The organism is Methylophaga sp. UBA3192 (assembly GCA_002363955.1).
GTDB lineage: Bacteria > Pseudomonadota > Gammaproteobacteria > Nitrosococcales > Methylophagaceae > Methylophaga.
Window position 1 is genome coordinate 237,772 of sequence record DEXE01000002.1, and the last position, 16,910, is coordinate 254,681.

Consider the following 16,910-nt stretch of genomic DNA (forward strand, 5'->3'; position numbering starts at 1 on the left):
AAAAAGAGGCTAATTATGGATCGCATGCTGTTTATTTCAATGAATGCAGCCCAGCAAACCATGCTGGCGCAGGCCACCAATGCCAATAATCTGGCGAACGTCAACACCACTGGTTTTCGAGCTGATTTGGAACAGTTCCGTTCTATGCCGGTATTTGGTGAAGGTTTGCCGACACGAGTGTATTCAATGACGGAACGGCCTGCCACCGATTATCAACAAGGCAGTGTGCAATCTACCGGTCGAGAACTGGATATTTCGGTTCAAGGTGAAGGCTTTATTGCCGTGATGGGCAAAGACGGTCGTGAAGGTTATACCCGTGCCGGTGATATGCATGTCACAGAGCTTGGCCAATTAGTGACCGGCACTGGTTTGCCGGTGATGGGAGAGGGCGGCCCAATCGCCATTCCGCCGGCTGAAAAAATTGATATCGGCGCGGATGGCACCATTTCCGTTCGTCCGATTGGCGGGGCTGAAAATGAGTTAGCCGTGATTGACCGGATTAAACTGGTCAAGCCTGACCTGCAAAATGTATTCAAAGACCAGGATGGCTTAATGCGAATGGCAGATGGTACAGAAGCCCCCCTGGATGCAACTGTCAAAGTTGCATCAGGCACGATAGAAGGCAGCAATGTTAATGCCGTCGGTGCCTTAGTGAATATGATTGAGTTACAGCGCAAATATGAGATGCAAGTCAAAATGATGAGCACCGCAGAAGAAAATAGCGCCGCTTCGGCACGTATGTTGCAACTGAATGGTTAGTAACATCGCAAGCATGCTTTTAGGAGAGACCTTATGAATCAGGCATTATGGATTGCAAAAACCGGGCTTGATGCTCAGCAGACAAGAATGTCGGTCATTTCGAATAATCTGGCAAACGTTAACACCACCGGCTTTAAGCAGGATAGGGCAGTGTTTGAAGACTTGTTGTATCAGACTATTCGTCAACCTGGTGCACAAACCACTACTGATAATCAGTTGCCTTCGGGATTGATGATTGGTACCGGTGTCAGAACGGTTGCCACCGAAAAATTGCACACTCAAGGCAATATTATCCAAACGGATAATGCGTTGGATGTGGCTATTGATGGCCGTGGTTTTTTCCAGATCCTGATGCCAGATGGTGATCTTGCCTATACCCGCGATGGCACATTTCAAATTAATGCTGATGGTGATGTGGTGATGTCAAATGGATATCTGCTGGATCCGGGTATCAATATTCCAGATGATGTTCAGAGTATCACCGTAGGTGTTGATGGAACGGTCAGTGTGACTCAGCCTGGTGATAATGAGCCCACTGTCATCGGTGAAATAGAGTTGGCCGATTTTGTAAATCCTGCTGGCTTACAGGCTGTCGGTGAGAATTTATTTAAAGAAACCGGTGCCAGTGGCGTACCCATTGCCGGTACGCCGACGCTGGATGGTTTTGGGCGAGTCATTGGTGGTGCACTGGAGACTTCCAACGTTAACGTTGTGACCGAGCTGATTAATATGATCGAAACGCAACGGGCTTATGAAATGAATTCAAAAGCCATCTCTACAGCTGATCAAATGTTGCAGTACGCTAGCCAGAATCTATAGACCCATACTGAGAGCCCCGATATTAAAGTGTTTGTATGTCGGGGCTTTTTTGTGTGTGAGAATAAGGTGTTGGATTTCTCAATGTAATAATAATTCTGGCATGGACTCTGCAAGTTAATTTCTGTACATAAGCTTGTCCTGGAGATTCGTATGAAATTCATTTACCGACTATTGGGAATCACATCCGTCGTTTTGCTTTCCGCCTGTGTCAGTAATGAAGTAAAACGTGACCCGGCCTACGCGGCTGTTCGTCCCGTAGCTACAGCTCCGGCGGAACGTAATGATGGTGCAATCTTTGACACGCGCAGCAATATTGCATTGTATGAAGATTACAAAGCACGTCGTGTCGGCGATATTTTGACAGTGCGGTTGCAGGAACGGACGGATGCCGAGAAAGAAGCGACTACATCCGTTTCTAAAAGTGGCAGCAACAATATCAACAACCCAACTATTTTTGGCTCAACACCCCAATTCAGCCTTCCAAGTGGCTTACCTCTAGCAAATACGGATAACAATAATTTAGCCTTTGGCACCAGCTCAAATCACAGTTTTGATGGTGAAGGTGAAAGTGAACAAAACAACCGCCTGTCCGGTGATATCAGTGTTTCAGTGGTTGAGGTGTTATCTAACGGCAATATGATTGTCCGAGGTGAGAAGGTTGTCACCATTAATCAGGGTAATGAATATGTGCGTTTAACCGGCATGATCAGTCCTCGCGATATTGATGCTACCAATACCATTTCATCCATTCGTATTGCCGATGCCCAGATTACCTATGTTGGAGATGGAGTTTCTAATGATTCAAACACGATGGGCTGGCTCAGTCGGTTCTTCATCAGTGCGTTAATGCCTTTCTAAGAGGTTAGAGTAATGAAAACAACAATAAATACCTTATTTGCCGCTTTATTAATGTTAATGATGACGGCTACTCAGGCAGTTGAACGAATCAAAGATTTAGCCTCTATCGGCGGTGTGCGTAATAACCAACTTGTCGGATATGGGCTGGTCGTAGGGCTAAGCGGAACCGGTGATAAAACGGCTTTTACCGGTACCGGCCAGACGTTACGCAGTATGTTGCGTGAGATGGGGGTGACCTTACCGGCAGGAGTGGATCCTAAAAGCAAAAATATAGCGGCAGTTTCTGTCCATGCCGATTTGCCGCCTTTTGCCAAACCTGGGCAAACCATTGATATCACAGTGTCTTCACTTGGTGATTCCAAAAGCCTGCGAGGCGGCAGTTTAATCATGACACCGCTAAAAGGTGCTGATGGTGAAATATACGCTATGGCACAAGGTAATCTGGTGGTAGGTGGTTTTGGTGCTGAAGCAGGGGACGGATCCCGAGTGACGGTAAATATTCCCAGTGCGGGCCGTATACCCAATGGTGCTACCGTTGAGCGTACGGTACAGAACGCGTTAAATGTTGGCGATCACATTATTCTGAATCTACATCAGGCCGACTTTACTACGGCCAGTCGATTATCAGATGCCATTAATCAAACGTTGGGACGTGGGACGGCGAGCTCTATGGATGCAGCATCAGTTAGAGTTAATGCGCCGAGAGATCCGAATCAACGTATTCCATTTTTATCATTGATTGAAAATCTGGAATTAAGCCCAGGCGAGGCGGCGGCCCGTGTGGTGGTCAATTCGCGTAGTGGTACTGTCGTGATCGGACAGAATGTCCGGGTGAGTCCAGCAGCGGTTACACATGGCAGTCTATCCGTGACCATTTCAGCAGATCCAGAGGTTTCTCAACCCAATGCCTTTTCAGCAGGACAAACGGTTATCACACCGAATTACGATATTGAAATATCGGAAGAAAACAGCCGGATGTTTGTATTCAATCCGGGGGTTTCTTTGGATGAAATTGTGCGTGCAGTCAATCAGGTGGGAGCAGCGCCGGGAGATTTAGTGGCTATTTTAGAGGCCTTGAAACAGGCGGGTGCGTTACGCGCTGAGCTGGTGATTATCTGAGTTTATAGATTAAGTCATGACGATTCCTTCTGATATTCAGCAAAACGCAACGGATTTCCATGGTTTAAATCAGCTGCGTCAATCGGCAATACGTTCTGATAATGATGCAACAACATTACGTCAGGTTGCCGCTCAATTTGAATCCTTGTTTACCACAATGATGCTGAAAAGCATGCGTCAGGCTAGTCTGGCGGAGGGAATATTCGATTCCAATCACAGCAAAACCTATCGTGATATGGCCGATCAGCAGCTGGCGATGGATTTATCCAAACGTGGCGGATTAGGCCTGCAGGACGTGATTATTCGCCAACTGGGGGGCGAAGTACGATCCGATATCCCAATTGGTGGCGGGACGTTTAGTTTTGATACCGTGACGGTACGGCAAGATTTACGGCGTATGGTCAAAGAGATTCATGATAACGCTGATAAAACTTCTGAAGAAAGCATCAATAGCATTGACAGCAGTAAATTAAAAATCATGCCACAGCGTTTTAAATCGCCTGAAGACTTTGTAGAACAACTGTGGCCTTTGGCCCAGAAAGCTGCAGATAAATTGGGTACCACCGCCGATGTTATTTTGTCGCAGGCCGCATTGGAAACCGGCTGGGGTCGGTATGTGCTTAAAGATGGTGAAGGCCAATCCAGTTTTAATTTATTCAATATCAAAGCCGATAGTCGCTGGGATGGTGAGTATGTTGCGAAAAACGCGCTGGAATATCGTGATGGCAAGCCAATAACAGAACAGTCCCGCTTCCGTTCATACGAAGATTATCAGCAATCCTTTGATGATTATGTCAGTTTCCTGCAGTCACAGCCGCGTTATCAGGAAGCATTAAAACATGTCGGCCGACCGGAACGATTTGTAGAGAAATTGCATGAAGCTGGCTATGCCACCGATCCGCAATATGCTGACAAAATAAAACGCATTATGAAGGGTGATACGCTGGCACAGATTTCGCATAAATATATTCAGAATATGGGGTACTAACCCCCTGTAAAAGCTCTCAGAGGATCATCTAAATGAGCATGCTGAATATTGGTAGTTCTGCTTTATTAGCCGCGCAAACGTCACTGGCGACCACCAGTCATAACATCAGTAATGTAAATACCCCGGGGTATTCGCGTCAGCGAACCGATCAGGGCCCACAGCCAGCCAATTTTGAAGGTGGTTATTACATTGGAAATGGTGTTGGCATCACTGGTGTCGACCGTATTTTCAATCAGTTTTTAGTCAATCAACTGCGTACTTATACTTCGGCTGAGTCTCAGCAAGACGGTTTTTTGACATTTTCCAAACAGGTTGATGATCTGCTGGGTTCTTCCTCACTGAGTATCAGTGGTGGGTTGGAAGCGTTTTTCAATTCTGTTCAGGAAGTTGCTAATGATCCAACTTCAATTGCCGCCAGACAGGTGATGCTCACACAGGGTGACTTGCTGGCCAACCGTTTTAATACGATGGACAGCCAACTGGGCGAGCTGGACAGACAGATTGATAACACTCTGTCGGCGTCAGTCAAGGATATCAATGTGCTTTCTCAGGGGATAAAGGATTTAAACCAATCCATTTCTGAGTCTCTGGCTGCTGGTTACAACCCCAACGATTTGCTGGATAAACGCGATAAATTGATTGGTGACTTATCAGAATTGGTCTCGGTGAATGTGGTCGAGCAGGATAACGGAGCAGTAAATGTCTTTATCGGAAATGGGCAAGGGCTTGTTGTAGGTAATAGTCGGGTTGAACTTTCAACTATTGCCGACAATAGTACCAATCCTCCTCGTACTGCTATTGGTTATGGGCCCTCACAAATTAATATTACCCAGCAGCTTAGTGGCGGAGAAATAGGCGGTGCGATATTGGCAAGAACTGATGTCGTGGATAGTACGCGTGCCGAGCTGGATGTTTTAGCCGAATCGATCGTTACCGCCTTTAATACTGCTCACGGTAATGGTGTCGATCTAAACGGCAATGCAGGAACAGATTTTTTTGATGCTGCTGGTACGACCGCTTCTACTATCAGTATGAATATTACTGATACGCGGTTAATTGCCGCATCCTCTACCACCGATCCCGGCGTGGGTAATAATGAAAATGCTTTAGCCATGGCGGCTTTGCAGACTGATAAAACAACCGTGGTTCTTGACCCTGGTCCTCCTGTTATTTCCCGATCATTCAATGATCAATACGGCTCAATCGTTTCTCAAGTAGCGACTCGCACTAATCAAGCTTCTGTATCTCAGGAAACGCAAGCGGGACTGGTGAGTCAGATCCGCCAACGGTCTGAGAGTGTTTCAGGGGTCAATCTGGATGAAGAAGCTGCCAATCTGATCAAGTTTCAGCAAGCCTACCAAGCAGCTTCGCAAATAATCACAGTATCGAATACCGTGTTTAATTCGTTAATCAACGCATTTTAGGAGATTAACTCATGCGTATCTCCACAAATAGTATTACTCAACAAGGCCTGGAGGCCATGCTGAGGCAGCAAAATGAATTGGCCAAAACCCAATTACAGGTGTCCTCTGGAAAACGGATTCAAACTCCTTCAGACGATCCCATAGGTGCTGTCAAAATGCTGGACTTGCAAAGACAAATCGGTCTTTCGCAACAGTATCAAGACAATGCCGATGTCGCTGATAGCCGTTTGAGCACAACCGATGGAACACTAAAAAGTGCTGGCGATATTATGCAACGCATTCGTGAGCTGGCAGTTCAGGCATTGAATGATACGAATAGTGATGAATCACGTCAGGGTATTGCCGAAGAAATTAACCAATTAAATGAAACACTCGTCGCTTTGGCTAACACCACAGATTCAAATGGCGAATATCTGTTTTCCGGTTATCAATCTGATGTGCAACCATTTGATACCACAACTTATACCTATAACGGCGATGGTGGACAACGACAGTTACGGGTCAGTGATGGGTATCTGGTTGCGATCAATGAGCCAGGTGATGATTTGTTTATTACTCAGACAGTAGCTGGTCCCAATCAGGCTATATTCCAGACCATTCAGGATTTTACGACAGCTCTCTCCTCTGGAATAGTCGGAACCGCACCGAATGATGGCGATTTTCTGGCGAATATGGATTATGCGATGGATGCTTCTCTGGATGCCCGTACACGGATTGGTACTCGGCAAAATGCCGTAGAACAACAACGTGAAATCAATGACAGTTCACAATTCAGTATGACCACCACACTTTCTCAAATAGAGGATCTCGACTATGCTGAGGCAATTACACAATTAAATTTACAATCAGCGGGCTTGCAAGCTGCACAGCAAGTTTATGTCAAAGTACAGGGATTATCTTTGTTTAACTTTTTGTGAAACACTTAGACGCAACCTAATCACAGTAGATTAACTATGAAAGCAGTCATTCTTGCTGGTGGCTTGGGCACCAGAATCAGTGAAGAGTCCCACCTTAAACCTAAACCGATGATTACCATTGGGGGGAAACCCATCATCTGGCATATCATGAAACAGTACTCTCACTATGGTGTTAACGAGTTCATTATCTGTTTGGGCTATAAAGGCTATGTCGTAAAAGAATATTTTGCCAATTATTTTCTGCATATGTCAGATGTGACATTTGATATGGCTAATAATGAAATGCAAGTGCATGAAAAGCATGTTGAGCCATGGAAAATTACACTGATTGAAACAGGAGAAAACACCCAAACCGGTGGACGTCTACAGAAAGTAAAAGAATATATCGGCAATGAGACATTTTGTTTTACTTATGGTGATGGTGTCTCTGATATTAATATTCAGGAACTTATTGCCTTTCACCATGCGCATGGAAAATTAGCTACCGTCACCGCTATTCAGCCTCCAGGCAGATACGGTGCATTAAATCTAAATAATGAAATTGTGGATCGTTTTCAAGAAAAGCCCGCAGGGGATGGATCATGGATTAATGGTGGGTTTTTTGTATTAGAACCCGAAGTTATCGACTTTATTGATGGGCCTGATACCGCTTGGGAAGATGCTCCTTTAAAACAACTGGCAAACCAGCAGACGCTAATGGCTTATCGTCATACAGGGTTTTGGAAAGCGATGGATACGTTGCGGGATAAAGTTAACCTGGAAAATCTATGGCAAACGACAGCTCCATGGAAGGTTTGGGAGTAATGTTTTCGGATATTTATCGCGACAAAAAAGTATTAGTGACCGGACATACCGGATTTAAGGGAAGTTGGTTGGCGTTTTGGTTATCTCAGATGGGGGCTAACGTGTATGGCCTTGCTTTGCAGCCTGATACTGAGCCAAATCATTGGACTTTATTAAATCTTGATATACAACAAAAGCTCACTGATATCCGTGATTATCAAACCTTATCAAAAGTTATTTCAGACTGGCAGCCCGACATGGTTTTTCACTTGGCGGCTCAACCGATTGTCAGGCTCTCTTATAGTGAGCCAGTAGAGACATGGTCAACCAATGTAATGGGCACTGTTAATCTGTTAGAAGCCTGTCGACATGTACCTTCCATTAAGGCTATTGTGGTTATCACCAGTGATAAATGCTATGAGAATCATGAAAAAAAAGAGGGGTATACGGAATCGGATCGACTAGGCGGTCATGATCCTTACAGTGCTTCCAAAGCTGCAACAGAACTGGTGGTTGACAGCTACCGAAAATCTTATTTTGAGCAGCAAGATGTTTTAATAGCTTCTGCCCGAGCAGGGAATGTTATTGGTGGGGGAGACTGGTCAGTAGATAGATTGATTCCGGATGTCGTCAGAAGTGTCATGAAAAAAATTCCATTAGAAGTTCGGTCTCCAGAATCCTCAAGACCTTGGCAACATGTTTTGGATTCATTGAGTGGTTATCTCTTACTTGGACAAAAATTATGTGAGCGAGAGCAATCTAGTGCTCAGGCTTGGAATTTTGGTCCTGTCTCGGGGCAAATTGCCACAGTGAGTAATGTGCTGGAGTCAATCCATGCATACTGGCCGGCATTTACATGGCATATTGCAAAACGAGACGCACAGCATGAGACAATCTCTCTTGGGATTAATAGTGACAAAGCACGTAAGCAATTAGGTTGGACACCCGTCTGGGACTTGAATAAAGCTACAGAAAATACAGCGCTTTGGTATAAGAGTTTGCAAGAAAATGGTCGTGTGGCTACAGAAACTCAATGGCAACAATACATTAATGATGCCGACACAGCTGGTGTTTGCTGGTTGTGACGATGCAACTGATATCTCTGGATATTGCTGACGCTTTTGTGATCAAACAAACCTCGTTTAAAGATCAGCGAGGGGAGTTTTCCAGATTATTTTGTCAGAAAACATTGCAACCTATCCTTGCCCAGCGCGAAATCAAACAAGTGAACTTCAGCAGGACGACCACTAGGGGGACTGTTAGGGGGCTGCACTATCAGCATTCTTCGGCTGCGGAAATGAAGTTTATCCGTTGTATTCAAGGCGCTGTATGGGATGTTATGGTGGATTTACGGCCTGATTCACCAACTTTTCTCCAATGGCATGCGGAAGAATTGCGTCAGGAAAACAATACGATGATCGTCATTCCGGAAGGATGTGCGCACGGTTTTCAGGCATTAGTGCCAGAAAGTGAATTAATTTACTTTCATACCGCTTTCTATTCCGCAACGGCTGAAGCGGGAGTTCATGTTCAAGATCCTGATTTAGCGATCGATTGGCCTCTGCCGGTAAATAACTTGTCGGTAAGAGATTCCGAATTACCTACAGTGGCGAAGTGGTTAAAGGATTTATCTGGATGAATTGCCGGCATTGTAAAACACCATTAACACATACATTTCTGGATCTTGGCTTTGCCCCACCCTCTAACGCCTATTTAACGGCTGAGCAACTTACTCAGCCAGAAACAAAGTTTCCATTAAAACTATATGTGTGTGATCACTGTTGGTTAGTCCAGACAGAAGATGTCACGGCGGCTGATAAATTGTTTACAAATGATTACGCCTATTTTTCTTCAGTTTCTCAGGGCTGGTTATCGCATGCTGAACGTTACTGTCATCAGATTACTCAACGCCTGCAGCTGGATCAGAATAGTTTTGTCATCGAAGTCGCCGCGAACGATGGCTATTTATTAAAAAATTTCGTAGCTGCAGCGATCCCTTGTTTAGGTATTGAGCCTACTGACAGCACTGCTGACCATGCCGAAAAATTGGGGATCCCCATCCTTCGTGAATTTTTTGGTCAACAATTGGCACAACAGCTGTCTTCACAAGGGAAACAGGCTGATCTCATCATCGGTAATAACGTTTATGCACATGTACCTGATATTAATGATTTCACAGTAGGATTAAAGACCTTACTTAAAAGTGAGGGAACCATTACGTTAGAGTTTCCGCATTTGCTTCAGCTAATACAGCAACGACAGTTTGATACGGTTTACCACGAGCATTTTTCTTATCTGTCTTTGACTACGGTCTGTCAGATCTTTGACAGCGTTGGACTGCGAATTTTTGATGTGGAAACACTTCCTACTCATGGGGGGAGCTTACGTATTTATGCTTGCCATGACGGTGATAAACGTAGCACTCACTTTGCTGTCAGAAAATTATTAGAGGAAGAAAAAACATTTGGTTTAACCAGCTTGCATACCTATACCGGATTCCAATGCTATGCCGATCATATTAAACAGGCTTTACTTGACTTTTTAACAGAGCAAAAGCATTTAAATAAATCGGTAGTAGCTTATGGAGCCGCAGCGAAAGGCAATACTTTGCTTAATTATGCTGGTGCCTCAACCGACTTACTACCTTTGGTTGTTGATGCTGCCGCCTCAAAACAGGGTAAGTTTTTGCCAGGATCGCATATTCCGATTTTAGCACCCGATCAAATCACCTTAGAAAAACCAGATTTTGTATTGATTTTGCCATGGAATATTGCTGATGAGGTGATGCAACAGCAGGGGCATATTCGGCAATGGGGCGGAAAGTTTGTCACGGCTATTCCGCAATTGAAGGTTCTACCATGAAAATATTGTTAACTGGTGCTACAGGTTTTATCGGAAAGCATTTCGTCGTTCAGGCGCTTCGACAGGGACATGAGATTACCGTTATTACGCGCGATAAATCAATTGTTCTAGAGAACGACTGGGGAAATCAGGTCGCTATTATTGAAGCGGATATTGAACGTGCTGAGATCACATGGCCGGACTCAATAGCTAAGCATGATGCTCTTGTTCATCTTGCATGGAGTGGACTGTCTAATTACCAGGATAGTGTACATCTAGAGCGGGTTTTACCAGCACATAAACGGTTTTTACTGAATATGATTGAAACTGGGATTAAACACATTCTGATCACCGGAACATGTCTTGAATATGGCAAACAGGAAGGACAACTTGAGGAATCTATGCCGATATTTCCTGATAATCCCTATGCCCAGGCAAAAAACCAACTCAGACAATGGTTAGAGTCCATGCAAAAACAGTTTTCCTTCTCGCTCCAATGGTGTCGTTTATTTTATATGTATGGCTCAGGTCAAAATCCGAAAAGTCTGCTATCTCAGTTAGAACGAGCGATAGAAAATGGTGAGCCCGTTTTTAATATGTCTGGTGGTCAACAGTTAAGAGATTATTTACCTGTTGAGACAGTGGCGCAATATTTGCTTAAAGTGCTGGAGCAGAAGGATTGTAACGGGATCGTCAATATCTGTAGTGGTGAGCCGATAACGGTTTTAACGTTAGTGAAACAGTTTATAAATGCTCGTCAAAGTGAAATAGAGCTTAATCTGGGGTATTACCCATATCCGGATTATGAAGCAATGGCATTTTGGGGGGACCCGGATAAGCTAAAGCAATGCACGAGAAGCTGATAAAGATGAATGGTCATGGAAGCTGAGAAGAAAACCAGAATGGATTTGTATGATTTAACGCTTACATATAAAACGAAGAGTTTTTTATTAAACGAACTTTATCATTTTCCTGAGTTTGTTGGATGAGCTGGTGAAGTTTAATAACCCCAGGAAACTACTCATGATATTAAGGAGATAAAGGGTCAGCCTTTATTGAATAAAACCAGACGAAGGTGATTACTACAAAGCTTCTTCATACTGGCTGGAATAAAATCAATATTTTTGTAAACGGGTAGGTCAAAAAGGGTTATGCAAAAAATGCATTAATTTCGTTTTTTGATTTGAGCATTTTGCTGGACGCGCCAAATGGTCATATGCAATTTAAAGGTAAAAGAAGCATGGAAAAGACACCACTGGAACAATTTAAACAAGACATTACTGACCGTGTCAGTCAATACCCTGAAAACAAGCCCTTACAATCTGCTTCACAGGAATTTTTTAATCAGATTGGTATTGGAAAGGCCGATTACTTTTATAATTTTACCTGGCTCGGAGTGCCCGTAATTCAAACGCCTCAGGATTTATATGCTTTGCAAGAGATGATTTGGAAAGTCAAACCTGATCTGATTATCGAAACAGGTATTGCCTGGGGGGGGACACTAATCCACAGCGCATCCATGCTGGCGCTTCTGGAAGGATGTGATGAAATAGATAAAGGCCATGTGTTGGGAATAGATATTGAAATCAGACCACACAATAAAGCCGTTTTGACCAATCATCCATTAAGTAAAAAAATTACTATGCTTGAAGGGTCCAGCATTGATGAGGACATCATTGCTCAGGTAAAAGATTTTGCAAAAGACTACAAAAGAATTCTGGTTTGTCTGGACAGTAATCACACACATGATCATGTACTGGCTGAACTTGAGGCATATGCACCATTAGTCAGTCGGGGAAGTTATTGCATGGTAGCAGATACAATAATAGAAGATTCCCCTGATCATATGTCTTCAAAACGTCCCTGGGGTAAGGGGAATAATCCCAAAACGGCTGTTTGGAGCTACCTGAAAAAACTCCAAACGGAAGTGGTTACCGCAGCTGATGGTGAAAGACTTTCATTTGAAATGGATAAAGAATTAGAGCACAAGTTGGTGTTGACGTTATCACCAGATGGTTATCTGTTTAGAAAGTAGACGCTCATTAGAAAACATAGATACCACCCAGGAAAAAACAATGACAACGATTAAGCAGGACGGAACATTAACGATCGGCATCACCAGCTATAATTATGGTCGTTATATTGCTGATGCCATTGAGTCAGTTATCAATCAGACTTCACCTCATTGGAAGTTAATGATTTATGACAATGGTTCAACTGACAATACCTTTGAGGTGGTTGAGCCATACCTGAAAGATCCTCGTGTGTCGTTGTTTGTACATAAAAAGAACATCGGGGCATCAGCAAATAGTCTTTATGCGATAAGACATGCTGATAGCCAGTACTTTTCCTTTTTACAGGCCGATGACTTCCTTGAGCATACTTTCGTTGAAGATGCACTTTTTCAGTTTAAAAATCATCCAGAATCCCCTTTTGTTTTTTTCAACTGGCAGCAATACATAGAGCAAACAAAGACCAGGCACGGTCATAACCGTTCCCCCTTCTCGTCAGATCGTTCAGGTCCTACCTACATCGGACCGTTTCTTACAGTGTTTAATTTTGTTCCTCTACACATGGCGGCATTCAGAACGGAATGCTTGCAATATGGCTATGAGGCTGTCGCTGCATCACCTTTAAAGCAAGTGCTTGAGCAATTTCTACTGAAACTGCTGGAGGATGTCTATGGTATAGGATGCTATACCGGCACTATCGGTGGGGTATGGCGTCGTCATGATGAGCAAATTACGACGTTGCACATGCAGAACTATGTCGCTTATCTGGAAGAGCCGGTTGAACGGCAATGGTATATCAAACAATCACCCAGCCCGAACTATATAAAAGTCTTTATGGCACTTGCCACGACCATATACAGACTTACTCCTGGGAGCCTATTAAGCACCGCTGAATGGATGACCCATACCGAGGGGCAGCGTTATGCTGAAGGTTTTGGTGTGCCAGTTGATGAAAAGAGAGAGCAGATTAAACGAGTGGTACTCGTTGTCGTACTTAAAGTGACGACATATTGTTCGATGACTCTTTATGAGATTAGTGAATTAATCAGCTGGATAAAATCGTTAGGTCATGAATTTACAGAAACCTCGCTTAAACAGTTATTGCTAGAGATTATGTCAACGGAAGGAGAGGCGTTAATTAACCTTTCTGAAATTGAGCAGATCTGCCAATTTTGTTTTAAGCAGGCACTACCTCAACAAATTAACCCTAGAACTGAAGTGATGAATGAGTTGATATTCAGTCAACTTTTTCCAATACAAAAACAAACGGGCATGCCTTTATTGACAATAGCGCAGTCAATGCTGGACAAAAAGAAAGATCTTTTCACCTCCTTTGAAGACAGAGAACTTTTTTTAATTTCAGTATGTAAAGCCGCTTTTGATGCAATTAAGCAGCGTTGTAAAAATGCCATCAACCACGATGATGAAGCTGAAATTAAACATTTACGAAGTGTTCTGCTTGATCACAAACGAATTGATCAACATAAAACACTGGCACTTCAACTGCGAGCAGAAATTTCTGAATGGCAACTGGATAAGGACTATCAACGTTGGATAAATAATCACGCTTTATTGGAAATTGACGCTCAGCTTCATGCTGAAAGAATGATGGGCTGGTCAATGCAGCCAAAATTTCATTTGTATATGTTTATGTTTGAAGGCGAGCAAACACTTTTAGCAAATACCATTGATTCGCTGTCAAAACAGTTCTATCACAATTGGAGGCTAACCGTCATTGCTGATGGGCCAGCACCAGATGCCATGTTTGAGGAATTGGGTGTTTTAGAATGGATAAGTTTCCCAGACGGGCAGGACCCATACAGTTTTCTGAATCATGTGATAATGCAGCAGCCGGATGGCTGGACAATGTTTGTTCCGGCTGGTGTTCAGTTTGAAGCGCATACCTTTTTGAGTTTGGGTGATTATATTGAGCAATACCCGCAGCAAAAAATATTCTACACAGATGATGATTTGGTTTCGGTAGATGGGGTAAGGCACTCCCCACGGTTTAAGCCAGACTTTAGTCTGGATATGTTGAGAAGTACAGACTACATTGGTGTGGTGCTCTGTGAGGCTAGCCTCTTCAAAAGTCTGGGCGGTTTTGACATGCTTCCGGCACATGAAAATTATGGTCTGACATTAAAAGCATTTGAATTATCAGGCCCGACAGCGATAGGTCATATCAGTGATGTATTGCTTCATCTTCCTGAATCCATTCAAGGCCAAGCTAACCAACCCACTATGATGATGGCTGTAGAGCAACATTTACAGCGCTTGGGAGTCAAGGCTTACCTCGAACCAGGACTTGTTCAAAATAGTGTTCGGGTTGAATATGAATGGCCTTCATTACCGTTGGTATCTATCATTATTCCTACAAAGGATAAGATAGAATTTCTACGACCTTGTATTGACTCGTTACTGCAGAAAACAACTTATTCAAACTATGAACTGATTATTGTCGACAACCAAAGTGAAGACCCGGACATTCAGGACTACTTTGCTATGCTTAAAGAGCATCATGGTGAAAAGATCAGTGTGCTCAAATACCCTCATCCATTTAACTACGCGGCAATCAGTAACCTCGCAGCAAAGGCGTCTAAAGGCGATTATCTACTCTTTTTAAATAACGATACGGAAGTATTGCATGCCGAATGGTTAGAGAGAATGATCCGCCATGCACAACGGCCGGAAGTCGGTATTGTTGGGGCTCGCCTGGTGTTTCCAGAGACCCGTGTAGTACAGCACGCAGGGGTTGTTCTTGGCATGGACACCATTGCAGATCATCTTTTCTGGAATGTTTTGGACATCCAGGAACCTGGTTATATGGATCGCGCACATTTGGATCAAAACTTTTCAGCAGTAACGGCTGCATGTTTAGTGATTCGAAAATCATTATACGAAGACGTCGGTGGAATGGATGAGGAAAACCTGACCGTTTACTACAATGATGTTGATTTATGTCTAAAGGTCCGGGAAAAAGAATATTTAGTAACGTGGACCCCCTTTGCTGTATTAGTGCATCACGGAAGTGTCAGTCAGAAAAGTGAATTTGCATCAAGAGCTGACGAGACGACCCAGAGGATCATGAATGAAAGATCATTTATGCTGAAAAAATGGTTGCCCCAGTTAGCGAATGATCCTTTCTATAACCGGAATCTGAGTCTGTCTTCCAGAGAAATGCAAATTGAAGCGCAAATGCCGACTAACTGGGATACTAATTTTCATGACAGAGAACGGATTCTCGGGTTGCCATTACCGGGGGGTAGTGGTGATTACAGGGTGATTCAACCATTCAGTGCTCTTAGTCATGCCGCTTTGGCACAATGTGAATTTTATCGTTTTAATCAAAATATTCCCAAGCCTATAGCCATTTCAGAATATGCTCGAATTGCTCCGGATTCCGTATTGTTCCATGCAGCGCTAAATGATCTTCAATTAAAGCAACTTGAACAACTAAAAGAATTTATGCCCGATGTGTTCCGCATATATAGTATTGATGACTTATTAACTAATGTTCCAGAGCAAAGTCCGGCTGCTAAAGAAATAAAGCGTCACTTTGCTGACGCCAAATCGAGAATGCGCCGTGCCTTGGAACGCTGTGATCGTTTAATCGTATCAACACAACCTCTGGCAGAACTTTGTTTGGGAATGATTGACGATATAAGGGTGGTTCCAAACCGGTTACCTAAAGAACCATGGCTATCCGTTACTTCATTATCAAACCAAAGCGATAAGCCCCGAGTGGGCTGGGCTGGCGCTCAGCAACATCAGGGGGATCTTGCGATTATGTGTGAGGTTGTCAAAGCCACGGCGGATGAAGTGGACTGGATATTTATGGGTATGTGTCCAGAAGATATTAAGCCTTATGTGCATGAATATCACGATTTTGTCCCAATTGCCGATTACCCGGCAAAACTTGCCAGCCTGAATCTGGATCTGGCGGTAGCACCACTGGAAATCCATCCGTTTAATGAATCGAAAAGTAATCTTCGTTTGTTGGAATATGGTGTTCTAGGCTGGCCCGTCATCTGTACCGATATTTATCCTTATAGGACTAATAACCCACCGGTTATTTACGTGCAAAATCAGGTAGATGAGTGGGTAGCGGCAATCCGGCAAATATTGGCCGACAAAGCGGCATTAGTTGATGCCGGATCAGCATTAAAGGCTTGGGTGCTGGAGCACTATATGCTGGAAGATCATTTGGATGAGTGGTTAAGTGCGTTGGCAAGAGATTGATGATTATTTTAAAGGGCCTTATTGGCCCTTTATTTTATTGGGTTTAGACATACTGCATTGAAAAAATAAAGATTATTGGCACGAACACTGCTTAGTTGATTTTATACCTGTTCGGAACACCGGCAGGTTCTGAATAGAATCGCTCAATTAG

General features: G+C 43.6%; 14 protein-coding genes. All 14 read left to right on the forward strand.

What is annotated here, in order from left to right:
- Positions 1 to 15 precede the first annotated feature (15 nt).
- The 14 genes from flgF to B2337_RS01285 all read left to right on the forward strand — a co-directional run bounded on the left by flgF (position 16) and on the right by B2337_RS01285 (position 16,759).
- Entirely contained in the window at positions 16 to 759 is a 744-nt protein-coding gene (flgF, locus tag B2337_RS01220) for a flagellar basal-body rod protein FlgF (protein WP_292360332.1), read from the forward strand.
- A gap of 33 nt (positions 760 to 792) precedes the next feature.
- Positions 793 to 1,578, forward strand: a complete 786-nt coding sequence (gene flgG, locus B2337_RS01225; protein WP_292360330.1) for a flagellar basal-body rod protein FlgG — start codon at positions 793 to 795, stop codon at positions 1,576 to 1,578.
- A gap of 150 nt (positions 1,579 to 1,728) precedes the next feature.
- Positions 1,729 to 2,436 (forward strand): flagellar basal body L-ring protein FlgH, encoded by a 708-nt coding sequence (gene flgH / locus B2337_RS01230; RefSeq protein ID WP_292414384.1) that lies wholly within the window; start codon positions 1,729 to 1,731, stop codon positions 2,434 to 2,436.
- A gap of 12 nt (positions 2,437 to 2,448) precedes the next feature.
- Positions 2,449 to 3,555, forward strand: a complete 1,107-nt coding sequence (locus B2337_RS01235; protein WP_292414382.1) for a flagellar basal body P-ring protein FlgI — start codon at positions 2,449 to 2,451, stop codon at positions 3,553 to 3,555.
- A 16-nt stretch (positions 3,556 to 3,571) separates the two neighbouring features.
- On the forward strand, positions 3,572 to 4,543 hold the full coding sequence (flgJ, locus tag B2337_RS01240) for a flagellar assembly peptidoglycan hydrolase FlgJ (protein ID WP_292360325.1): 972 nt from the start codon (positions 3,572 to 3,574) through the stop codon (positions 4,541 to 4,543).
- A 32-nt stretch (positions 4,544 to 4,575) separates the two neighbouring features.
- On the forward strand, positions 4,576 to 5,967 hold the full coding sequence (gene flgK / locus B2337_RS01245) for a flagellar hook-associated protein FlgK (RefSeq protein ID WP_292414381.1): 1,392 nt from the start codon (positions 4,576 to 4,578) through the stop codon (positions 5,965 to 5,967).
- 11 nt (positions 5,968 to 5,978) lie between these two features.
- A complete protein-coding gene (gene flgL, locus B2337_RS01250; protein WP_292414380.1) occupies positions 5,979 to 6,884 on the forward strand; it encodes a flagellar hook-associated protein FlgL in 906 nt (301 codons plus the stop codon).
- Between the two features lie 36 nt (positions 6,885 to 6,920).
- The gene (gene rfbF / locus B2337_RS01255; protein ID WP_292414379.1) at positions 6,921 to 7,688 is read left to right on the forward strand and encodes a glucose-1-phosphate cytidylyltransferase; all 768 of its coding nucleotides are present in this window, start codon (positions 6,921 to 6,923) and stop codon (positions 7,686 to 7,688) included.
- Complete coding sequence (gene rfbG / locus B2337_RS01260) at positions 7,652 to 8,752, forward strand: CDP-glucose 4,6-dehydratase (RefSeq protein ID WP_292414378.1); 1,101 nt, start codon at positions 7,652 to 7,654, stop codon at positions 8,750 to 8,752. The genes rfbF and rfbG overlap by 37 nt, the downstream gene beginning before the upstream one ends.
- Before the next feature lie 2 nt (positions 8,753 to 8,754).
- Positions 8,755 to 9,306, forward strand: a complete 552-nt coding sequence (locus tag B2337_RS01265) for a dTDP-4-dehydrorhamnose 3,5-epimerase family protein (RefSeq protein ID WP_292414377.1) — start codon at positions 8,755 to 8,757, stop codon at positions 9,304 to 9,306.
- Positions 9,303 to 10,529, forward strand: a complete 1,227-nt coding sequence (locus B2337_RS01270; protein ID WP_292742477.1) for a class I SAM-dependent methyltransferase — start codon at positions 9,303 to 9,305, stop codon at positions 10,527 to 10,529. The genes B2337_RS01265 and B2337_RS01270 overlap by 4 nt, the downstream gene beginning before the upstream one ends.
- The gene (locus B2337_RS01275; protein ID WP_292742478.1) at positions 10,526 to 11,371 is read left to right on the forward strand and encodes an NAD-dependent epimerase/dehydratase family protein; all 846 of its coding nucleotides are present in this window, start codon (positions 10,526 to 10,528) and stop codon (positions 11,369 to 11,371) included. Before B2337_RS01270 ends, B2337_RS01275 begins: the two co-directional genes overlap by 4 nt.
- A 353-nt stretch (positions 11,372 to 11,724) precedes the next feature.
- Positions 11,725 to 12,543, forward strand: coding sequence for a cephalosporin hydroxylase family protein (locus tag B2337_RS01280; protein WP_292742479.1), 819 nt, complete (start codon positions 11,725 to 11,727; stop codon positions 12,541 to 12,543).
- A 40-nt stretch (positions 12,544 to 12,583) separates the two neighbouring features.
- Complete coding sequence (locus B2337_RS01285) at positions 12,584 to 16,759, forward strand: glycosyltransferase (protein ID WP_292742480.1); 4,176 nt, start codon at positions 12,584 to 12,586, stop codon at positions 16,757 to 16,759.
- Positions 16,760 to 16,910 lie beyond the last annotated feature (151 nt).